This window comes from Pseudomonas umsongensis (genome assembly GCF_002236105.1).
Classification (GTDB): Bacteria; Pseudomonadota; Gammaproteobacteria; order Pseudomonadales; family Pseudomonadaceae; genus Aquipseudomonas; species Aquipseudomonas umsongensis.
In genome coordinates, this window is record NZ_NIWU01000001.1 from 104655 (window position 1) to 126932 (window position 22278).

At 63.1% G+C, this 22278-nt stretch carries 19 protein-coding genes; all 19 read left to right on the forward strand.

Translation table 11 applies throughout. The features are described from left to right. Nucleotides 1-86 precede the first annotated feature (86 nt). The 19 genes from mnxG to PSUM_RS00625 all read left to right on the forward strand — a co-directional run bounded on the left by mnxG (nucleotide 87) and on the right by PSUM_RS00625 (nucleotide 21683). Nucleotides 87-5915: a manganese-oxidizing multicopper oxidase MnxG gene (mnxG, locus tag PSUM_RS00535; protein WP_083348785.1), complete on the forward strand. Its 5829-nt coding sequence runs from the start codon at nucleotides 87-89 to the stop codon at nucleotides 5913-5915. Nucleotides 5916-6070: 155 nt separating this feature from the next. Next, complete coding sequence (locus tag PSUM_RS00540; RefSeq protein ID WP_083348786.1) at nucleotides 6071-8023, forward strand: YncE family protein; 1953 nt, start codon at nucleotides 6071-6073, stop codon at nucleotides 8021-8023. A 13-nt stretch (nucleotides 8024-8036) separates the two neighbouring features. Then, the gene (locus PSUM_RS00545) at nucleotides 8037-8693 is read left to right on the forward strand and encodes an SCO family protein (protein ID WP_083348787.1); all 657 of its coding nucleotides are present in this window, start codon (nucleotides 8037-8039) and stop codon (nucleotides 8691-8693) included. Next, nucleotides 8690-9322 carry an SCO family protein gene (locus tag PSUM_RS00550; protein ID WP_083348788.1) on the forward strand — a complete coding sequence of 211 codons (633 nt, stop codon included), beginning with the start codon at nucleotides 8690-8692 and terminating at the stop codon, nucleotides 9320-9322. The genes PSUM_RS00545 and PSUM_RS00550 overlap by 4 nt, the downstream gene beginning before the upstream one ends. A gap of 9 nt (nucleotides 9323-9331) precedes the next feature. After that, nucleotides 9332-10882 carry a cytochrome c/ABC transporter substrate-binding protein gene (locus PSUM_RS00555; protein ID WP_083348789.1) on the forward strand — a complete coding sequence of 517 codons (1551 nt, stop codon included), beginning with the start codon at nucleotides 9332-9334 and terminating at the stop codon, nucleotides 10880-10882. 14 nt (nucleotides 10883-10896) lie between these two features. Continuing rightward, nucleotides 10897-11850 carry a peptidylprolyl isomerase gene (locus tag PSUM_RS00560; protein ID WP_083348790.1) on the forward strand — a complete coding sequence of 318 codons (954 nt, stop codon included), beginning with the start codon at nucleotides 10897-10899 and terminating at the stop codon, nucleotides 11848-11850. Between the two features lie 221 nt (nucleotides 11851-12071). Next, on the forward strand, nucleotides 12072-12605 hold the full coding sequence (locus tag PSUM_RS00565) for a response regulator (RefSeq protein WP_083348791.1): 534 nt from the start codon (nucleotides 12072-12074) through the stop codon (nucleotides 12603-12605). An 84-nt stretch (nucleotides 12606-12689) separates the two neighbouring features. After that, a complete protein-coding gene (locus PSUM_RS00570; protein WP_083348792.1) occupies nucleotides 12690-14396 on the forward strand; it encodes a GspE/PulE family protein in 1707 nt (568 codons plus the stop codon). Further along, nucleotides 14377-15180 (forward strand): hypothetical protein, encoded by an 804-nt coding sequence (locus PSUM_RS00575; protein WP_020796383.1) that lies wholly within the window; start codon nucleotides 14377-14379, stop codon nucleotides 15178-15180. Before PSUM_RS00570 ends, PSUM_RS00575 begins: the two co-directional genes overlap by 20 nt. A 1-nt stretch (nucleotide 15181) precedes the next feature. Beyond that, nucleotides 15182-15727 (forward strand): pilus assembly protein, encoded by a 546-nt coding sequence (locus PSUM_RS00580; RefSeq protein WP_033042925.1) that lies wholly within the window; start codon nucleotides 15182-15184, stop codon nucleotides 15725-15727. Beyond that, on the forward strand, nucleotides 15714-16262 hold the full coding sequence (locus PSUM_RS00585; RefSeq protein WP_020796385.1) for a GspMb/PilO family protein: 549 nt from the start codon (nucleotides 15714-15716) through the stop codon (nucleotides 16260-16262). The genes PSUM_RS00580 and PSUM_RS00585 overlap by 14 nt, the downstream gene beginning before the upstream one ends. Further along, the gene (locus PSUM_RS00590) at nucleotides 16262-16780 is read left to right on the forward strand and encodes a hypothetical protein (protein WP_020796386.1); all 519 of its coding nucleotides are present in this window, start codon (nucleotides 16262-16264) and stop codon (nucleotides 16778-16780) included. The genes PSUM_RS00585 and PSUM_RS00590 overlap by 1 nt, the downstream gene beginning before the upstream one ends. Continuing rightward, nucleotides 16777-18609, forward strand: coding sequence for a secretin N-terminal domain-containing protein (locus PSUM_RS00595; protein ID WP_020796387.1), 1833 nt, complete (start codon nucleotides 16777-16779; stop codon nucleotides 18607-18609). The genes PSUM_RS00590 and PSUM_RS00595 overlap by 4 nt, the downstream gene beginning before the upstream one ends. Before the next feature lie 2 nt (nucleotides 18610-18611). Continuing rightward, a complete protein-coding gene (locus tag PSUM_RS00600) occupies nucleotides 18612-19085 on the forward strand; it encodes a type II secretion system protein (RefSeq protein ID WP_020796388.1) in 474 nt (157 codons plus the stop codon). A 4-nt stretch (nucleotides 19086-19089) separates the two neighbouring features. After that, nucleotides 19090-19464: a type II secretion system protein gene (locus PSUM_RS00605; RefSeq protein ID WP_033042927.1), complete on the forward strand. Its 375-nt coding sequence runs from the start codon at nucleotides 19090-19092 to the stop codon at nucleotides 19462-19464. Then, a complete protein-coding gene (locus PSUM_RS00610) occupies nucleotides 19439-19978 on the forward strand; it encodes a type II secretion system protein (protein ID WP_020796390.1) in 540 nt (179 codons plus the stop codon). The genes PSUM_RS00605 and PSUM_RS00610 overlap by 26 nt, the downstream gene beginning before the upstream one ends. Then, nucleotides 19975-20364 (forward strand): curli production assembly/transport protein CsgE, encoded by a 390-nt coding sequence (gene csgE / locus PSUM_RS00615; protein WP_083348793.1) that lies wholly within the window; start codon nucleotides 19975-19977, stop codon nucleotides 20362-20364. Before PSUM_RS00610 ends, csgE begins: the two co-directional genes overlap by 4 nt. Then, on the forward strand, nucleotides 20361-20780 hold the full coding sequence (locus PSUM_RS00620) for a curli assembly protein CsgF (RefSeq protein WP_083348794.1): 420 nt from the start codon (nucleotides 20361-20363) through the stop codon (nucleotides 20778-20780). Before csgE ends, PSUM_RS00620 begins: the two co-directional genes overlap by 4 nt. Nucleotides 20781-20810: 30 nt before the next feature. Continuing rightward, a complete protein-coding gene (locus PSUM_RS00625) occupies nucleotides 20811-21683 on the forward strand; it encodes a CsgG/HfaB family protein (protein WP_083348795.1) in 873 nt (290 codons plus the stop codon). The last annotated feature ends 595 nt before the right edge of the window (nucleotides 21684-22278 follow it).

The window sequence follows — 22278 nt, forward strand, 5'->3', positions numbered from 1 at the left end:
TATAAAGAATTTTTATGGCATACAGATTGCTCCAAGGATTTTGTCGAGAATTATTCCTGTGAGCACCCACAGTGAGGCCCGTGATCATGACCGGCATTTTTCACGCTCCATCCGTCCTTCCATGGCTGTTGATGGCCGCATCGATGTTCGGCATCGAGCTGGCCGAAGCGGCAGCACGTTGTGAACGCAACCTGGTGGCCAACGTCGTGGCGCTGGACCAGCCGCTGATGTTCAACCGCCTTGGTGCGCAGAACGTCAACGGCATGATGTTCGCCCTGCGCCGCGATGTGGTCGATGACCATGACATCTCACTGGCACAGGGCGGTGCGGCGGTGCCGGGCAAGGTGTCGCTGCGTCCCGACAAGCGTCCGCGTCCGCTGGTGCTGCGGGTGGCCGCCGGTGACTGCCTGACCATCAACCTGCAGAACCTGCTGGCCTATCAGGCCAACCCCGGTTCCCACGACGGTGGCGAGGAGGTGGAGGGCGAGGAAGAAGGCATCCCGGTCGGCAATAACGAAAACTTCAAGGTCGACGAACAGGTCGCCGACCGCCATGTCGGTTTCCAGGTCAACGGCATGCAAGCAGTCAACAGCATCGATGACATCGCTTCATTTACCGGACGCAATGCCAGCAGCTTGATCGCGCCGGGTGCCAGCCGCTCCTACACCTTGTATGCCGAACGCGAAGGGGTGTTCGCCGCCAGCAGCCGTGGCGCAACCTTCGGTGGTGAAGGTGCGGCAGGCAACGTGGCCAACGGTCTGTTCGGCCAGGTCGTGGTGGTGCCCAAGGGTGGGCGCACTTACCGCAACACCGTGACCGAAGAAGAAATGCGCCTGGCGACCACCGGCCGCACCCCGGCCGGTCAGCCGATCGTCGATTACCAGGCGCGTTACCCGCAGCGCGAGCCGTGGATCCGTGAAGGCAAGGCCGGCACACCGATCATCAATATGGTCGACGGCAATGAAATCATTTCCAGCGAAAGTGACGCGATCGTCATGGGCAGCAATGCCGATGGCAGCTTCCCGCCTTCGACCTATCCACTGGAAGCCTTGGGCAAACGCAACCCGGCGCTTCCCAATCGACTGGAACCATTCCGCGATTTCGCCTCGCAGTTCCAGGATGAAACCGCCGCGACCCAGGCCTTCCCGGCTTACTGGGCTGACCCAGTGATGGCCCATGTGCTGGAGCCGACCCGCGATTCGTTCATGATCAACTACGGCTCTGGCGGCATGGGTGCAGAAGTCGTGGCCAACCGTCTCGGCGTAGGCCCGATGCACGATTGCCTGTCCTGCGCTTACGAAGAGTTCTTCCTTAGTTCCCACACCGTCGGCGACGTGGCGATGCTGGTGGACGTACCGGCTAACGCCGGCCTGGAAGGCATTACCCCCGGCCAGACACCGAACGCCGATCAGGTGGGCGTCAAGGCGACCATGGCGCTGTATCCATCAGAGCCGTCCAACGTCAGCCACAGCTATATCGGTGACTTCGTCAAGTTCCGCAACACCCACAACGGCCATGAACAGCACATCTTCCACCTGCACGGGCATCAGTGGCTGTTCAACCCCAACGATGACAATTCCGACTATGTGGACGCCCAGGGCATTGGCGCGGGTGCAGGCTACACCTATGAAATTGCCAACGGCGGTTCGGGCAACCGCAACCGTGTAGCGGGCGATGCGATCTATCACTGCCACTTTTACCCGCACTTCGCCCAGGGCATGTGGGCCATGTGGCGGGTGCACGACGTGTTTGAAGAAGGCACCAAGCTTGAAGTCTCGCAACAAGGCTCCGACGGTTTCCACAGCGAGCCTTATGCCCTGCGCAGCGGTAAACCCGCTGCTGGCGCACGAGCCCTGCCCGATGGCGAAATCGTTGCCGGCACGCCGATTCCGGCGGTGGTGCCGCTGCCCGGCAAAGCCATGGCACCGATGCCCGGCAAAGTTGCGGTCGTACCGAAAATCGGCCAGACCCTGGTGGCCGCCAACGACGATGACGACGATGAAGAAGACGACGATGACGGCGAGCACCATGGCGGCAGCGGTGGCGCACAGGCCATCGGTTCCCTGGCGCTGGTGGATCGCAGCGAAGCCAACCGCAACGCCGATGGCACGCTGAAAAACCCTGGCTATCCATTCTGGATCGGCGGCATGGAAAGCTCGGTCGGCCAACGCCCACCGACTCCGCCGCTGGACATGCTCGACGCCGCCACGGCGCAGGCCCTGAAAGCGACGGGCAAAGCCTTGTGGGCCAACCTTGATCCGGCGCAGTCCGGTGGTTGGGACGGAGGCCTGGGCCGCCATGCGCTGGACGGCGTGTCTGCCGGTGGCGAGGCCGAGACCATTACCACGTCACTGGATTTCTCCAAGACGGTGACCCGCGCCAAGCCGATTTACCTGCCGGAAGAGGGCACCGAAGTCGAGCAGGCGGCCATGGCATTCCACGCCAAGAAGGACCACCCAAGCTTCGCCCTGCTGCCGGGCAATCAAATCGTGGCACGGGCCTTCCGCACCAACGGTGCCTTGCCGATGGCCGGTGCGCCGTTCTACGAGCCGTGCATGGACGACCGCCAGAAACGCCTGAGCAGCAGCGCCGGCACCGGTGAATTCAACAGCGGCGAGCGGCTCGACGGCATGTCTTTCATCGGCTCCTCGAGCTTCACCGCCGACCGTCCGCGCATCTACAAAGCGGCCAACATCCAGTTCGATGCGGTGTACAACAAGGTTGGCTACCACTTCCCGCAAGCGCGCATCCTGGCGCTCTGGGAAGACGCCTGGCCGGTGATCACCAAGCAGCGTCCGCCAGAACCTTTGGTGATGCGCATGAACACCTTCGACTGCGTGCAGTACCAGCAAACCAACCTGGTGCCGGCCACCTATGAGATGGACGACTATCAGGTGCGCACGCCGACCGACGTGATCGGCCAGCACATTCACCTGCCGAAGTGGGACCTGGTGGCTGCCGATGGCTCGTCCAACGGCTGGAACTACGAAGACGGCGTACTCTCCCCAGGCGCGGTGCAAGAGCGCATCCAGGCCATCCGCGAGTTCAACCAGTGCCAGGGCAGCGACCCGCGTGATGGCACGCCGGCTTGCCCGAAAGCCAAGAACCACCCGTACTTCGGTCAATTTGGCCGGGCCGATTGGGTCGGTGCGCGTACGGCGATGCAGCGCTGGTTCGCCGACCCTGTGGTCAACGCCAAAGGCGTCGACCGTGGCCTGGGCACCATCTTTACCCACGACCACCTCGGCCCATCGACGCACCAACAGATTGGCCTGTACGCCACCGTGCTGGCCGAACCTGCCGGTTCCACCTGGTTCCACGCCGAAACCGGCGAGCCGTTGTACAGCGGCGGGCGCCAGGACGGCGGGCCGACTTCGTGGCAAGCGGTGATTTCTACCGGTGACATCGATGGCGACGGCAAGAACGACAGTTTCCGTGAGTTCTTCCTCGAATACAGCGACTTCCAGCACGCCTACGAAGCCGGCGTGTACGTGGGCGCCGGACCTGACGGTAAACCCGATGCGCAAAGCTTCCCGGCCACCGCCGACAGCTTCCGCTACGCGATCAACCCACCAGTGCGCAACAACGCCAGTACCCTGTTGGACGGTATTATCGAAGTGCAGGGCGGGATACTTCCGGGTTGCCCGAGCCGGCCATGCCCGCAAGCCATCTCGGTCGATGACCCTGGCATGTTCGTCGTCAACTACCGTAACGAACCGCTGGCCCTGCGGGTATACGACCCGAACAAGGTCGGCCCGGACGGCAAGCGCGGCATGCAGGCCGACGGCCTGGGCGGCGACCTGGCGTACGCCATGCAAAGCCGTACCGACCGTGCGATCCCGGCGATGAACCTGGCGCCGAACCTGATCACCTCGGCCACCGGCCCCACCGGCGGCACCACGCTGTTCCCGCCGCACATCAACAAGGGCGGCGCCGAACCTGGCGATCCGTTCACCCCGATGCTGCGTACCTACACCGGCGATAATGTGCGGCTGCGGTTGCATGCAGGCGGACACGAAGAGGAGCATAACGTCACCCTGCACGGTGTGAAGTGGCTGCAAAGTGGTTCCGGTTTCGGCAACAGCTCCAACTCCGGCTGGCGCGCGTCGCAGATGATCGGCATCTCCGAGCAGATGGGCTTCGTTGCGCCGGTCTCGATGCTGTCCAGTTCGGCTGCGACCACCGGGGATTACCTGTACTCGATGGACGCTTCGATTGAAGGCTACTGGAGCGGGATCTGGGGTGTGATGCGCAACTACACCACCCAGCGCAACGATCTGTTTGCCTTGCCGACCAATCCGAAGCCGACGGGGATGCGCAACACCGTGGCCTTCGACGGCGTTTGCCCAAGGTATGGCGCCAACCCCAATGGCATCGGCACCCGGCCTACTCCGCAACGCAATTATGAAGTGGTCGCGGCGCTGGCCAACGACATTCTGACCAATCCGCTCGGCCTGACCATTGGTGATCCGGCGGGGCTTGGACAGCATGTGGGCGGGCCGCTGAATCCAGCCGGTGGCACCCTGGTGTTCAACTCGCGGACTGTGAGCATTCCCCAGGTCACCGTCACCGACCCTGAAGACGGTGAAACCATCACCATTGGTGGGCAAAGCGGGCCGCTGCATGACCCGACCGCAATCCTGTATGTGCGCAAGGCCGACCTCGACCCAACCACCGGCAAGCTCAAGCCCGGTGTGCCTGTCGAACCGCTGGTGCTGCGCGCAGCGGCTGGTGATTGCATCAACATCACCCTGGAAAACCGGCTGCCCAGCGTCATGCCGGACCTGACCCAGACAGCGGTGATGCAAGGCATGGTCAAACGCGATCGTAACAGCGGCAGCGGTTCGACCACCTTCAGCAACAACCTGATGCGGCCGTCGAGCCACGTGGGGCTGCACGCGCAACTGCTGGCGTACGACATCACCAAATCCGACGGCACCAACGTCGGAGCCAACCCGACCCAGACCGTGCCACCGCGTGTCGGCAGCAGCGGGGCCTACCCGACCCGTACCTACCAATACTACGCCGGCCACCTGGAGCGTGAAGGCAAACCGATCACTCAACTGGGCCGCAATGTCGACAACATCAATGCCACGGCGATCGAGTTCGGCGGCTTGAACATCACCCCGGCGGACGTGATCAAGCAGTCGCAAAAGGGCCTGGCCGGGGCGATGAGCATCCTGCCGGTGGGCGCCACCTGGGTGGAAGACACGCGCAAGGTCAATGCCACCGTCACCGCACCTGGGCAAACCAGCTACCGCGACTTTGCGATGGTCTGGCAGAAAGCCTTGAACATTCGCTGGGCCAATGGTCGGCCGGTGGAAGGGATTGCGGCGGAAGGGTTCGGCGTGCCGAACGATCCGCAGGACAACTCCAGCATGGCCATCAACTACAAGACCGAACCGATGTGGTACCGCTTCGGCCTGGCCCCGGATGCACCGTTCGGCCGTGCCGACGGCGCGGGCTACGGCGACATGGTGAATGCACACATGGCCTACAGCAACTCGCTGGTGGGCGGTGACCCACAAACGCCAGTGCTGTACGCCAGACCGGGACAACCGTTCCGCACGCACATCCTGATGCCTACCGGGGGCAGTCGCGGCACCATCTTCCAGCTTGACGGTCACGTCTGGTCGACCAACCCGTTCCAGCCAGAGAAGAGCGATACCGGTGGTTATCCGATGGGTACGCCAGGGGTGGGTTCGGTGCGGTTCGGCTACAACCCGATGTCGATGTACATCGGCGCCCGCGAGAGCGTCCTGCCGGCAGCGCACTTCAGCTTCATGCTGCCGAGCGCCGGGGGTGTCAACGCGATACCGGGTGACTACCTGTTCCGCGACTACGGCGCCTACGGCAATACCTCCGGGTTGTGGGGGCTGTTGCGGGTGACCAACGATCCGGAGCCGGCGCCGTAGGGCGGGAAACAACGCAATACCTGTGGGAGCGAGCCTGCTCGCGAAGGCGGAGTGTCAGACACATCAATGCTGGATGTGCTGGCCTCTTCCCGAGCAGGCTCGCTCCCACAGGGGGACGCGGTGAAGCAGGCATAGATCTGAAGGGGAGATGTGACATGAACAGGACCATCAAAATCGCCAGTGTTGCCCTGGTCGTAGGGGTTGCGCTGATCTGGCTCGGGGTGTGGCGCACGTCGCCACCGACCCTGCTTGGCGACATCGCGCTTCCCGACACCTGGACCGGCCAGACGCTTGAACGTGACGGCGTGTCGGTGGCCCTCGAAGTGCGGCCGCTGGCTGCAGACGGCGTGTTGCGCGAGGGTGAATTTGCCGATGTGCGTTTCAACGTCACCGACAAGGCGTCGGGCCAACCGCTGGCGGGCGTTGCCCCCGGCGCCTGGATCGACCCAGAGACCGTCGCCGCTGACCAGGCCCAGGGCCGCGAGCAGAGCTGCAAGGCGCGGGTCGGGGTGTTCCTTAAATCAAGTATCGGCGCACGGCCGCTGCTCGACCTCAACAGCTACTTCCTGATGGTGATGAACCGCGATGCCAGCGTCTCGGTGGTCGACCCCTCGGTCTCGGTGGGCGGCATCACCAGCACTATGACCCGCATCGATATCAAGCAACCGCCGATGGATTGGGTCACCCCCAGGGACAACAAACGGGTGTTCGTGTCGATGCCCACGGCGGGTGAAGTCGCGGTGATCGACAGTGAGCAATTCAAGCTGCTCGACTCGGTGGCCGCGGGCAGCAATCCGGTGCGCGTGGCCTTGCAACCGGACGAGCGCCTGCTGTGGGTCGGCAACAATGCCCCGTCGGCCGAGCTTTCCGGGGTCACGGTGATCGACACCGCCAGCCTCAAGACCCTCAGGCACTTGGCAACTGGCAGCGGCCACCACGAAATCGCCTTCAGCAAGGACAGCCGCTTCGCCTTTGTCACCAACCGCGACGACGGCACCCTGAGCATCATCGATGTCGCCACCTTGACCATCGCCAAGCAGCTCAAGACCGGCTCGCACCCGCTGTCGGTGGTGTACTCGCCACTGTCCGGCGCGGCCTATGTGGCCGATGGCAAGGACGGCACGGTGACCGTGGTCGACGCCGCGAACCAGTCGGTGCGGCGGGTGATCAAGATCAAGCAGGGCCTCGGCCCGATGGGTTTCAGCGCCGACGGCCGTTTCGGCATCGTGCTCAATACCCTGGAGAACCAGGCCGCGGTGATCGACGCCGCCACCGATTCGCTGATCCATGAACTGGACGTGTCCGCCGAACCCTATCAAGTGGTGTTTACCAAGGCCTATGCCTACGTGCGCGGACTGGCCTCGCCCAAGGTCACGATGATCAACCTGGCGTCCCTCGGTGAAGGCCGCAAGCCGATCAGCCAGGGCTTCGAAGCCGGGCCGCAACCGCCGCGCCTGGCCGGCGACTTGCCGCTGGCGTCGAGCCTGGCGGTGTCGCGGGACGACAACGCGGTGTTTGTGGTCAACCCGGTGGACAACACCACCTACTTCTACGCCGAAGGCATGAACGCGCCGATGTCCGGCTACCCCAATCGCGGGCAAGTGGCGCGGGCGGCGCTGGTCATCGACCGCAGCCTGCGCGAAGTCGAACCGGGGCTGTACAGCGCGCGGATCAAGCTGCCGGCGGCGGGGCGCTTCGACGTGGCGTTCCTGCTCAACCAGCCCAACATCATCCACTGCTTCAGCGCCGTGGTTGAGCCGAACGCAAGCCTGGGCCCCGTCGCCGGCATCCCGAAAGTCGAGTTCATGCTCGACAAAACCACGGCCGCCCTGGGTAGCCCTTATGTCGTGCGCTTTCGCATCGTCCAGGGCAAACAGAAGGTCCAGCGCAGCGGGGTCAAGGACGTGCAGGTGCGCTACTTCCTGGCGCCCAGTTCCCGGCCGCAGTACGTCGCGGCACTGGACGTCGGCAATGGCATCTATGAAGCCCCGGTCACCCTTGACCAGCAAGGCGCCTGGTACCTGCACGTGCGTGCGGCGTCCCTGGGCGCGAATTTCGACGACCAGACGTTTGCCAGCGTTCGGGTGACCCCCGGCATTGCTCATTGAAGAGGACATCGACATGAACCGACTCGCACATCACGGACTGCTGACGCTCTGCCTGTTGACAGCCAGTATCGGCCAGGCCCTGGCCCATTCGGCCGATGAACATGCTGGCCACAACATGGCCGCCAAAAGCACCAGTTCCGAGACCGCCCAGGTCAAGTTCGCCGACGTCGCGCTGGTGGACCAGAACGGCAAGACCGTGCGCCTGGAAAAAGACCTGGTAGCCGACAAGATCGTGGTCATGAGCTTTATCTACACCAGTTGCACCACGGTCTGCCCGGTGGTGTCCTCGATCATGGGCAAGGTGCAGAAACAGCTGGGGGCACGGGTCGGCACCGAGGTGCAGCTGGTGTCGATCAGCATCGATCCGCAGCGCGATGACGCCAAGCGCCTCAACGATTACGCCCGCTCCTTCCAGAACGGTCCGGGCTGGAGCTGGCTGACCGGCTCCACTCAGTCGGTCAACGAAACACTCAAGGGCCTGGGCAGTTTCAGTGGCGACTTCAAGAATCATGCGCCGCTGATCCTCGTCGGGGATGGCAATAGCCGCCACTGGACCCGCTACTACGGCTTCACCGACCCGAGCATCTTGACCCGCCAAGTGGAGAAGCTCAGCGGTGAACGCAACGCCCACGCCAAACACACCGCCATCGCCATGGAGCATCAGCCATGAGACTTCTCGACTGGATCGCCCTGAGCCTCTGCGCCTGCCTCGCCAACTCCTTGGCCTTGGCCCATGAAGGGCATGAGCAAACCGCAACCGACTCCGCCACGGTGGCGGCTGCCGCGCAGCCGGCTAGTGGCACTCGCGATGCCAAGACCTGGTTCACCGACACGCCGTTGCAGGACCAGAACGGCAACACCCTGCGTTTCTACAGCGACGCGCTGCACAACCGCGTGGTGCTGCTCAATGTGATTTTCACCAGTTGCACCGATGCCTGCCCCTTGATCACCCAGAAGCTCAAGCAAGTGCGCGAAGTGCTGGGCGACAAGGCAGACGGCATCACCTTTATCTCCCTTACCAGTGATCCGCTGCGGGACACCCCGGCGGTACTCAAGGCTTACACCTTGAAGCAGGGCGTCGATGAGCCCCACTGGCTTTTTCTTACCGGCGACAAAGCGCAAATGGACCTGGTCCTTGGGCGAATTGGCCAGGTCATACCGTCCCCCGAGCAGCACTCCACCCAGTTGATCGTCGGTGACGTGGCGAACAAGCGCTGGAGCAAGATCCGCCCCGATGCCCCGGCCGCCGCCATTGCCCAGCGCTTGCAGCTGCTGGCAATGCCCGTGGCCGGCCGCTGAGTCCGGGCCATGAAAAACGCCCTGATCCTCAGCCTGCTTCTTCTCGGTGGCATCAGCCTGAACACCCAGGCGTTGACGCTGACGCCCAGTGAAAGCGCCGGCAAACGGCTGTACCGCGAGGGAGTATCGGCCAGTGGTGAGCCGATCATGGCCCGGATCGGGGCAGCGGGCATGCTGCTGCCGGCCACCAGCCTGCCGTGCGCCAACTGCCACGGCAGCGATGGCCTCGGCCGCCCGGAAGGCGGGGTACGCCCGCCAGACCTGAGCTGGTCGCGGCTGACCAGTACCTATGGTCAACAGCAGATCAACGGGCGTGCCTACCCGGCCTACACCGAGGGTACTTTGGCCCGTGCAATCCAGGAGGGACGTGACCCGGGCAACAACCGGCTCGATGCAGCGATGCCGCGGTTCGTGCTGTCGATGAACGATCAACGCAACCTGACGGCCTACCTCAAGCGCCTGGCCGATGAGCGCGATCCGGGCCTGAGCCCCGACAGCCTGCACCTGGGCACCTTGCTGCCGAGCAGCGGGTCGCTGGGAGAGGAGGGCCTCACCGTGGCGGCGGTGCTCAGGGGCAGCGTGGCGCGGATCAACGAAGCGGGGGGGATTCATGGTCGGCAGTTGCGCCTGACCATCATGGATCCCGGTCCCGACCGTGCCAGCGCCGAGCAGGCGCTGGACCAGTTGATCGAGCAGGAACAGGTTTTCGCGCTGGTCGCACCGCTGGTGCCGGCGCTGGGTGCCGAACTGGCGCCGCGTCTGGAACAGGCCGGCGTGCCCCTGATCGGGGCGCTGTCATTGCAAGGTACGGCCCAGGCCAGCCGGCAGATTTTCGAACCGTTGCCGGGGCTGCGCGAACAGATGATCGCGCTGGCCAACTATGCCGCCACCAGTCTGCGCGTGCTGCAAGGCCCGACGTTGATTGCCTATCCGAACGAGCCGGGCCAGCGCCTGGCGGCCGAGAAACTTGCGCAGTACCTGCAGGACAACGACTGGCAGAAAGTGCGCCTGCAACCCTACGAGTCGGCGCAGGACGAGTTGCCACTGGGCTCGCGCTCGGTGTTCTACATGGGCAGCAGTGGTGGTTTCAGTCGCCTGGCCGAGCGGCTGCAGACCGCGGGGCAGGTGCCGTACCTGTTCGCCGCCTCGAATCAGGTGGCAGGGGATCTGCTGCAGGTGCCCAGTGATTTTTCCCGACGGGTGTTCCTGGCGTATCCGTTCGTGCCAAGCGACTGGACGATGACCGGGCGCATCGCCCTGATGCAGCTGCGCGAGCGCCAGAGGCTCGGTGGCGAACACGCGGTGCTGCAGGTCGGTGCCTACAGTTCAATGCTGTTGCTCAGCGAGGGCATGAAACAGGCGGGACGCGATGCCAGCCGGGAAAAACTGATCAATGCCCTGGAAGGCCTGCATGACTTCGATACCGGCCTGACCCCGCTGATCAGTTTCGGGCCGGGTCGACGCCTGGGCCTGAACGGCGCCCATGTGGTCACCGTGGACCTGCCAGACCAGCGCTTCTATTTGGTCGCCCCCTACAAACCCATTGCCGCCATGCCCTGATCCGGAGGCTGAACATGAAACTCATGACTGTGCTGGTGCTATTGACCCTATGGGTGCCCGCCGCGTTTTCCAGTAATGGCCCGGCGGTAGCAAGGGTCAATGGCGAGGAAATTTCCCAGCTGCGCCTGGAGCGCTATTTCACCGAATACCTGGAGGATCAGGGCCGGGCAGTCGCCAGCATCCGCAGTCCCAGCGCCTACAAACAGCTGCGCAAGGCGGCGCTGGACGCCCTGATCGACAAGGAGCTGCTCTGGCAGGAAGCGGTCAAGCGCGGGGTGGTGGTCAGCGATGCCACGGTGCAAGACCAGGTGGCCCGGACCCGCCAGGCCATGGGGGGCGCACAGGTGTTCGCCCGGCGCCTCGAAGACGCCGGTTTCGATGAGGCCGCCTACATCGAATACACCCGCCGTGACCTGGCGGCGCAGCAGATGTTTGCCGAACTCACCAAGGCGGATGCGCCGGACGAAAAACAGGTGAGGGCGTTTTATCAGGAACACCTCGCCGAGATGAATCGGCCCGAGGAAATCCAGGTCAGGCATATCCTGATCAAAGTCCCTCAGGGTGCGGATGCTTCCACAGTCGAAGCCGCGAGACTACGCTTGCAGGCAATGCGCACCTCGATTGAGCAGGGCGCCGATTTTGCCAGTGTGGCCCGTAGCGATTCCGAAGACGCTTCGGCCAGCGCCGGCGGCGATCTGGGTTACTTTGCCCGTGGGCGCATGCTGCCGGAGTTCGAAGCGGCGGCTTTCGCCCTCAAGCCCGGGGCCATCAGCGAGCCGGTGCGCACGGCGGTTGGCTGGCATTTGATCTTGTTGCAGAACCGATTGGAGGCTGCCGATGTCTCAGAAGAGCAGGGACTTGAAATGGTTCGGGTTTACCTCGCCCGACAGAAACAGGTCCAGGCTCGTCTGCAGGCGCTGGCTCAGCTGCGCGCAAGCAATCGGATCGAACGCATTGACGATGAATGAGCTTTCCCCAACTGTGGGGGAAAGCGTCGATGCGCATCCGATCGCTTTCCCCCGCTTTTGGGGGGTGGGGCATGTGGACGTTAAGGCATTGCTTTTAAATTCAAGGACATGAATACATAAAATTACCGGCACTCAGCCTGGCATGAAGTGTGCGTTAGACCTATCAAGGCGCGCACTCCGCCAGGTTCGGAACCCGGACCTGCGGTTTCAAGGAGTCCACCTTGTTAAACAAAGTACTGGTTGTTGATGACGAACAGCTGCTGGCGGAAAACCTCCAGGGTTACCTGCAGGCGCAAGCGCTGGAAGTCCGGATTGCTCACGACGGTGCGCAAGGAATCGTGGAAGCTGACGATTTCGCACCCGATGTGATGGTGTTCGATTACCGCTTGCCCGATATGGAAGGCTTTGAGGTGCTCGATGCCGTCCGCCAGAACAGGAAGTGTCATTTTGTGCTGATCACGGGGCACCCCACCGCAGAGGTTTGCGAAAGGGCCCGGCAACTGGGAGTCAGCCATATCCTGTTCAAACCGTTTCCGTTGGCGGAACTGGCACGTGCAGTACTTGACCTTCTGGGGCGCCAGCGCGAACCCAAAGCGGGAGTGAGCAGTAGCGAAGGCTTTGTCGAACGACGCCAGAGCAGGACCGAGAGTTTCCCGCTGCAGTTGTACGACGGTAGTTGGGTGCTTGCAGATCGCCGACGAAGTAACACGGCCTCCACAGCGCCAGACGACGAACAATTGCTCACCGGGGAGTAATGGCGCGACAAGAGGTTACGGCATCCGCCGCAATTGCTCGCCGCGCCGACAGGGCTCTAAGCCCCGGGTGTTGGAGAGCAAGCCATGGACCGTCTTTCCCTTGTCGTCGATGTGCCAACGCGCGATTGTGTACCGACTCGATTCACCAGTGAGCAATTGGCCCAGGCTCGCTCCCGGGCTGGCAGTTCCGGCGAACGCATGCTCGAAGCCCTCGGGGCGCTCTGCGAACTGGCTCCCATGCCCTTTATCCAGTGCCTGGGCGCGACCCTGCACTACCCGGTGCTCGACACCGACAGCCTGTTTCAAGCCACCCCGGTGTTCGACCGGGTCACCCTGGCCCAATGCCTCAAGCGCGAATTCATCCTGCTGCGTCACGACGATGCGGTCATCGGCGTGTTTGCCGACCCCTTCGACAGCGCTCGCCTGGCCTGGATCGACGACTGCCTGCACGGCGCGCCGCTGTACCTGGTGCATGCCGACGACCTGAAAGCCTACCTGGCACGCCACGAAGAGAGCTTCCACGCTGTGGAATCGCTCAACGCCCAGGCTGATGGCAACACCGAGACCGACACCCTGCAGAGCCTGTCCCTGACCAGTATCAGCGAAGACTCGAGCGTGGTGGTCAAGCTGGTCAACTCGACCCTCTACGACGCGCTGAAGATGCACGCCAGCGATATCCACCTGGGCACCACCGGCAGCGGCCTGGTGATCAAGTACCGCATCGATGGCGTGCTCAACAACATCAGCAAGATCCAGGGCAGCGAGTTCGCCGAACAGGTGATTTCCCGGGTCAAGGTCATGGCCGAACTGGACATCGGCGAAAAACGCGTGCCCCAGGACGGTCGCTTCAAGATCGGCATCAGCGGCCGGCAGATCGACTTCCGGGTGTCGATCATGCCGAGCATTTTCGGCGAGGACGCTGTGCTGCGGGTGCTCGACAAGCAGGACCTGGCCGACAAGGTCTGCGGCGTGCAGCTGCAGGCCCTGGGCTTTGAAGAGGAAACCCTGCGTCAACTGCGCCGCCTGGCTGCCGAACCCTACGGCATGGTGCTGGTCACCGGCCCCACCGGCAGCGGCAAGACCACCACGCTGTACGCGATGATCACCGAGATCAACCACGGCGTGGACAAGATCATCACCATCGAAGACCCGGTGGAGTACCAGCTGCCCGGTGTGCTGCAGATCCCGGTCAACGAAAAGAAAGGCCTGACCTTCGCCCGCGGCCTGCGCTCGATCCTGCGCCACGACCCGGACAAGATCATGGTCGGCGAGATCCGCGACCCCGACACTGCCCAGATCGCCGTGCAATCGGCACTCACCGGGCACCTGGTGTTCACCACCATCCACGCCAACAACGTGTTCGACGTGATCGGCCGCTTCACCCAGATGGAAATCGACCCCTACAGCCTGGTCTCCGCGCTCAATGCGGTGCTGGCCCAGCGTCTGATCCGCCTGGTTTGCAGCGCGTGCAGCACGCCCTACGCACCGACCGAAGAAGAACTGCAAAGCTCGGGCCTCGACCCGCAACAGGTCGCGCACTACCACTTCGTCCATGGCAAGGGTTGCGGTCATTGCCGTGGCACCGGCTACCGCGGACGCAGTGCGATTGCCGAGCTGCTGCACCTGGACGACGAGCTGCGGCAAATGATCGTCGAGCGCCAACCCATTTCGAAAATCAAGGCCCACGCCTGCAAACGCGGTTTGCGCCTGCTGCGCGAATCGGCGCTGGAACTGGTGCAACAAGGCCGTACCACTCTCGAGGAGATCAATCGTGTCACTTTTATCTCGTGAGCGTTATGTCGCCGTGCTCGGCGCCAGTGGTGTCGGCCTCGGTCAACGTCAGGGTGGCGACACCCTGTGGCTGGGCAGCGTCGGCTTCATCGATGAAGGGTTCATGGCCTGGACGGTCGCCCTGGAAACCCTCGACCGCCTGCTGGGCGAACATGCCCGCGCCGGTGCCGAGTTGACTGTGGTGGTCTCCGGCCACTTCAGCCGGTTTTGCCTGGTGCCCTGGAGCGAGCAGATCAGCAGCCCCGACGAACTGCGCGGGTTTGCCCAGCTGTGCTTCGAAGACCTCTACGGGGCAGCCAACCAACCCTGGAGCCTGGTGCTGTCGGCCGAACCCGCCGGCTACGACCGGATCGCCAGCGCGCTGCCGCAAGACCTGATCGAACGCCTGCGTGCCCTGGTCAGTGGCCGTGGCTTGCGCCTGCGTTCGGTGCAACCGTACCTGATGGCGGCGTTCAACCACTTCGACAAAAGCTTCGACGCCGGCGACTTCCTGTTCGTGGTCGCCGAACCGGTGCGCAGTGTGATGTTGCTGGCGCGCGAAGGTCGCTGGACGGCAGTGCGCTCGGTGGGCAGCAGCGACAGCGATGCCGCACTGAGCGCGCTGGTCGGTCGCGAATGCCAATTGCAGGCGTCCATCAGTGATCGGCCGCTGAACGTCTACCTGCATGCGCCTGCACGCATCGACTCGCACCCTGAAGTGCCAGGCGTACAGCTGCGCACCCTCGAAGAAGGCCGGACCAGCGTACGCGACAGCCTGTACGTCATGTCCCGGACGGTGGCCTGACATGCGCCCCCTGATGCTCGACTTTCAGCCGCGCCGCCGCTCCAGTCCCCTGGGCTGGAGCCTGCTGGTCGGTGGCGTGGTGCTGGCGCTGACCTGCATCGTCATCCAACAACAGGTAAGTGGTGAGGCCGAACAACAGCAAGGTCACCTGCAAACCACGCAACGGGTACTTACTGGCGACACCGGCAGCAAGGTCAGCCTGACCCCGGCCGAAACCCGCGAGCAGGCGCAGAACCTGGCCGAGATGCGCAAGGTCTCGCAGCAGTTGCGCCGCCCTTGGGAGCGCCTGTTCGCCACCCTGGAAGCCATGCCGCGCGACAACATTGCCTTGCTGACCCTGACCCCGGATGCCCGCAAGGGCCAGGTGCGGATCAGCGCCGAGGCACGCGACCTGGACGCCATGCTCGACTTCCACCGCCGCCTCGAAGCCTGCGACGAGCTTTCCGACGTGTCGTTGCTCAGCCACGAAATCGTCGCCAACGTGCCGGAGCACCCGGTGCAATTCAACTTGTCGGCTACCTGGGAGATTGGCGATGCAAATCCCTAGATTGATCGTCCACGAATACCTGCAAAGCCTCGGCGTGCCGGGCCTGGCAGGGCTGGCCCTGCTGGTGCTGGCGCTGGCCTACGGCCTGTTCGGCTTGTTGCCGGACTGGCAGGCGCTGCAGCACCTGAGCCAGCAGACCCAGGACGCCCGCGAATACCTGGCCAAGGTCGAGGAGGGCTCGATCGCCGCTCCGGTCGTGCCACAACGCCAGCTCGATGACTTCCGCAGCAAATTGCCAACCCAGCCCCAGGCCACTGTCGCCATCGACAAGATCTACGCGCTGGCCGCCCAGGAACGCATCACCCTGTCCAGGGGCGAATACTCGCTGGGCATCGACCCCAAGACCCACCTGGCGCGCTATCAGATCCTCCTGCCGGTGCGGGGCAGCTACCCGCAACTGCGGCGCTTCATGCATGCCTTGCTCGGCCAGTTGCCGGCGGTGGTGGTGGAGGACCTGGAGCTTTCGCGCAAGAAGATCGCCGACACCGACCTGAACGGGCGGATCCGCATGACCCTTTACCTGTCGAGGTCATGATGAACAACAAACGTGCGGTGGGTTGGGTGGCGTTCCTCGGCGTGGCCGCGGCGCTGACCTGGGTGCCCGAATACTTTAAACAGGCTGACGACAGTGACGTCGAAGTGGCCGCTGTGGCCACGCCAGTCAAAGGCAAGCAACGCGGCGCCTTGCCAGCCGCGCAGGCCTCTGCTGCGCCCGTGGCGATCAAGGACCTGAGCCCGGCGGGCGACCTGTTCGCCGCGCGCAGCTGGAAGGCCGCACCCACCCTGGCCAGCGTCACCGAACAACCGGTCAACGTTGCACCGGTGGTGCAGGTCCCCACTGCACCGCCCATGCCGTTCCAGTTCATCGGCCGGATGGACGATCGCACCGACCTGCAAGTGTTTTTGCAAAACGGCGAAAAGATCTACGTCGTGCGTAAAGGGGATGTGATTGACGAAACATGGAAGATCGAGGGCATTTCCGATCTGGAACTGAGCCTGGTCTATTTGCCTCTGCATTTGTCCCAGACCTTGTCTGTGGGGAGCGCGCAATGAACAAGTCCCGTTTGCTGATGAGCCTCTGCCTCTGTGCAGGGCTGGCTGCCTGCAGCTCGGCGCAGGTGGCCAAGGAAGAAGCCTCTGAGCTGATCGAACAGGGCCAGTACGAAGCCGGCCTGGCCCGGATCGAGGAGGGCCTGCGGGAAAACCCTCGCGACACCGAACTGCACATTGCCCTCAACAGCGCTCGTGCCCGTGCGATCACGGCGCTGCTGACCCAGGCCGACATGGATCGGACCCAGCGTGATTTCGCGTCCGCTCGCATGGGGTACGGCCGGGTGTTGACCATCGAACCGAACAACCGCCGCGCCCAGGACGCCTTGCGCCAGCTCGAACACATGCGCAGCCTCGATGAAAAACTCGAACTGGCCCGTGGCGACCTGCGCCGTGGCGACATCTACGGCGCCGAGCGTCAGGTCAGGCAGATTCTCGAACTGGACCCCAACAACGAAGGCGCCCTGGAACTGCAAGGCAATATCCGCCTGGTGCAGAGCCGCAACGTGGTGGCCTATCCGCAACTGCGCACCAAGCTGGACAAGCCGGTAACCCTGGAATTTCGCGACGCCAATCTCAAGACCATCTTCGAAGTGCTGTCCCAGGTCGCCGGCCTGAATTTCATCTTCGACAAGGACCTGCGCCCGGACATGAAAGCCACCATCTTCGTGCGCGACGTGCGCATCGAAGACGCCGTGGCACTGCTGCTGCAACAGAACCAGTTGCACCAGAAAGTGGTGAACGAAAACACCCTGCTGATCTACCCGGACTCGCCGCAGAAGCTCAAGGATTACCAGGAGCTGGTGATGCGCACTTTCTACCTGACCAGCATCGATGCCAATACCGCGCTGAACATGGTCAAGACCATGCTCAAGACCCGCGACGTGTTCGTCGACGAACGCCTCAACACCCTGACCATGCGCGACACCGGCGATGCCGTGCGCATGGCCGAGAAGCTCCTGCAATCACAGGATCAGTCCAACCCCGAAGTGGTGCTGGAAGTGGAAGTGATGGAAGTCGCCACCCAACGGATTCTCGACCTTGGCCTGCAATGGCCGAACACCTTTGGGGTGATCAACAGCGACGGTTCGGCGGTCAGCGTTCTCGACCAGCTCAAAGGCATCAACTCCAGCCGGATCACTATCCAGCCCTCGCCACAGGCCAAGATCAATGCCCAGGACAAGGACATCAATACCCTCGCCAGCCCGGTGATCCGCGTCAGCAACCGCGAACAGGCACGCATCCACATCGGCCAGCGTGTGCCGATCATCAGCGCCACTTCGGTGCCGTCGACCCAGGGACCGGTGATCACCGAAAGCGTGACTTACCTGGACGTCGGTCTGAAACTGGAAGTGCAGCCCACCGTGCACTTGAACAACGAAGTGGCGATCAAGGTGGCCCTGGAAGTCAGCAACGCCACGCCACTGGAACCGACCCGCCAGGGCACGATTCCGGTCCAGGTCGATACCCGCAACGCGCAGACCACCCTGCGCCTGCATGACGGCGAAACGCAGATTCTCGCCGGCCTGATGCGCAACGACCATGGCAGCACCGGCAACAAGATTCCCGGTCTTGGCGATATTCCTGGCCTCGGCCGCCTGTTCGGCAGCAACAAGGACGACGTGAGCAAATCCGAGCTGGTGTTGTCGATCACCCCGCGGATCGTGCGCAACCTGCCGTACCAGAGTCCGTCGGACATGGAATTCACCACGGGCACCGAAACCAGCATGCACATCCAGGCGCCGGATCGCTCGAAGGTCGAGGTTGAAGAGGTCAAGGCAAATGGCATGGGCGCACCGATCGCTACCACCGTTACTGTTGGGAAGCCTTGATCATGAACGCCTCGCAACGCGGTTTTACCTTGATTGAAGTCGTGGTGACGCTGTCGTTGATCGGCCTGCTGGCCGGCATGGCCGCGCCGCTGACCGAGACCGTGGTGCGCCGGGGCAAAGAGCAGGAACTGCGTACCGCGCTGTACCAGATCCGCGATGCCATCGACGCCTACAAGCGTGCTTTCGACGCCGGGTACATCGAGAAATCGCTCAACAGCAGCGGCTACCCGCCGAACCTGCAGGTGCTGGTGGAAGGGGTGCGCGATGTGCGCAGCGCCAAGGGTGCCAAGTTCTATTTCCTGCGCCGCGTACCCCATGACCCGCTGGCACCGGTCAAGCGCGACGACGAAGGTGGCTGGGGCCTGCGCTCCTACGACAGTACGGCTCAAAACCCGCGGGAAGGCCAGGACGTCTTCGACGTCTACTCCAAGGCCCGGGGCAAGGGTCTCAACGGCATCGCCTACCGGGAGTGGTGAGCATATGCGTCGGGAAAGGGGTTTTACCCTATTGGAACTGATGGTGGTCATGGCAATCATCGCCACCCTGATGACCATCGCCTTGCCGCGCTATTTCAACAGCCTGGAGGCCTCCAAGGAGACCACCCTGCGCCAGAGCCTGTCGGCGATGCGCGAAGCACTGGATCACTACTACGGTGACACCGGACGCTATCCCGACTCCATCGAGCAACTGGTTGAACAGCGCTACCTGCGCAATCCGCCGATGGACCCGATTGTCGAACGCAAGGACGCCTGGGTCTTGGTTGCACCGCCTGACGGCGTGGCCGGCGGTGTCGCCGATATCAAGAGTGGTGCCACAGGGAGGGCGCGTGATGGCAGCCTTTATTCCGAGTGGTAAGCCTGCGGCACAAGGCGGCTTCACCTACCTGGGTGTGCTGTTCCTGATCATGGTGATGGGCATGGGCCTGGCCAGTGCCGGCGAGTTGTGGTCCACCGCTTCGCGGCGCGACCGCGAACGCCAATTGCTCTGGGTCGGCACCCAGTACGCCCAGGCACTGCGCAGCTATTACCGCAGTTCGCCAGGCCTGGCCCAGTACCCCAAGGAACTCGCCGACCTGTTGCAGGACGAGCGTTTCCCCAGCGCCAAACACCATATACGCCAGCTGTACCCGGACCCGATCGGCGGCGGTGAATGGTTCCTGATGCGCGGCTTCGACGGACGCATCACCGGCATCAGCAGCTCGTCCACCGACAAGCCGCTCAAGCAGGCGGACTTCCCCAGCCAGTGGTCGGACTTCAACGGCATGGCCAGCTACAAGGACTGGCAATTCGTGGCCGAAAAAGCCTTCCTCGATGGCACCTCGGGCCCTGCCAAAGGCCAGTCCGCAGTGCCGGAGGGATTGCAGCCATGAAGCGCTTCTGCCTGGCGATGATCCTGCTGTTGAGCACCTGCGTGACCTGGGCCGCTGAAGAGGACGAGATGCTCGGCTTCATCGTCGACGACACGATCTCGCACATCGGCCACGAATTTTACTACTCGTTCAGTGAACGCCTGCGCGCCACCAGCCCGATGGATTTCAACCTGGTGGTACGCGAACGACCTTCGGCTCGCTGGGGCAGCCTGGTGACCGTGGAATTTCAACAACGCCTGGTTTACCGGCGCTTCCTGCCGCCGAACACCGTGGAGCTCAAGGACGAGGCCTATGCCGCCGCCGACTGGGTACGCGGGCAGATTGTCCAGCGCAAGCTGGAAACCTTGTTGCAGGACACCACGGACCTTGAGAGGGACGAACTATGAAAGCGAAAACGTTTTTGCAGCGCGCCGGTGGATGCATGCTCGGCCTGGGTGCTTGCGCCATGGTCCAGGGCACGGAACTGGTGTACACGCCCGTCAACCCTTCGTTTGGCGGCAACCCGTTGAACGGTACCTGGCTGCTCAACAACGCCCAGGCGCAAAACGACTACGACGATCCCGACTTGAAGGATCGTACCTCGGCGGCCGGGACCTCAGCCCTGGAGCGCTTCAGCGCCCAGTTGCAATCGCGCTTGCTGGGTCAACTGCTGGACAACATCTCCACCGGCAACACGGGGAGCCTGTCCACGGACGCTTTCATCGTCGACGTGGTCGACGACTCCGGTGCGCTGACGATCAACGTGACCGACCGGGCCACGGGCGAAGTTTCGGAAATCCAGGTGAATGGACTGGCCCCTTGAGGGGAATCGGGACAATGGGGAGTTAAGGACATGAAAAAAATAATAGCGCTAGGGCTGATGTTGGCGGCATTACAAGGGTGCAGTCTGCGCGAGCCGATGCCGGCCGAGCAGGACTCCAAAACCCCGACCCTGACCCCAAGGGCCTCGACCTACTATGACTTGATCAACATGCCACGACCCAAGGGCCGGTTGATGGCGGTGGTCTACGGCTTCCGCGACCAGACCGGGCAATACAAGCCGACCCCGGCCAGCTCGTTTTCCACCAGCGTCACCCAGGGCGCGGCGAGCATGCTGATGGACGCCTTGCAGGCCAGCGGCTGGTTCGTGGTGCTCGAGCGTGAAGGGCTGCAGAACCTGTTGACCGAGCGCAAGATCATCCGCGCCTCGCAGAAGAAACCCAATACCCCGGTGAACATCCAGGGTGAGCTGCCACCGCTGCAAGCGGCGAACATGATGCTCGAAGGCGGGATCATCGCCTACGACACCAACGTACGCAGCGGCGGCGAAGGCGCGCGCTACCTGGGCATCGACATTGCCCGGGAGTATCGCGTCGACCAGGTCACGGTGAACCTGCGGGCGGTGGACGTGCGCAGCGGGCAGGTGCTGTCCAACGTCATGACCAGCAAGACCATCTACTCCGTGGCCCGTAGTGCTGGCGTGTTCAAGTTCATCGAGTTCAAGAAATTGCTTGAGGCCGAGGTGGGCTACACCACCAACGAACCGGCGCAGTTGTGTGTGTTGTCGGCGATCGAGGCGGCGGTGGGGCATATGCTGGCGCAGGGGATCGAGCGACGTTTGTGGCAGGTGGCGGGGGACAACTCCAAGCCTGCGCAGAATGAGACCCTGGATCGGTACCTGACGCAGAACAGGGTGGTGCCGGAGGGAGAGGGGGAGGATGAGTGAGCCCCGGCGGCCGACAGCCGACCAGGCTCCTGCAGATGTACCCAATCCAAACTGTAGGAGCCCGGCTTGCTGGCGAAGGCGGCCTGACAGCCGACCCATCTCTCACGGCTGTACTCGATCAACTGTGGTAGCTGGCCTGACAGCGATGGCGGCCTTACAGCCGACCCAGCTCCTGCAGATGTACCCGATCCAAACTGTGGGAGCTGGCTTGCCAGCGAAGGCGACCTGACAAACGACCTGGATTTTGTTGACGGAGTACATATCCATTCCTGCGGTAACGGCCACCTAGGGTTTCGTCCTTACGGCGAGTCACTTGGAAGAGCCTGTAGGAGCGAGCATGCTCCGGGCGGCGTTCCGACGATGGTCGTCAACGATGACGAGGGCTATCTGAATGCCCGTGTTGTTCTGGCGTTTTTCGCGAGCATGCTCGCTCCTACAGGGCCCGCCGCGATGGGCCATCCTTGGCCCAGCGCGGCTAAACCGGCATCCATGCCGATTTAGCCACTGCGCAGAACCGGAAAAAGGGGACAACCGGAAAAAGAGCGGAAAAAGAGGGAAAAAGGGGACCGGGAAAAAGGGGACAGATTTATATTCG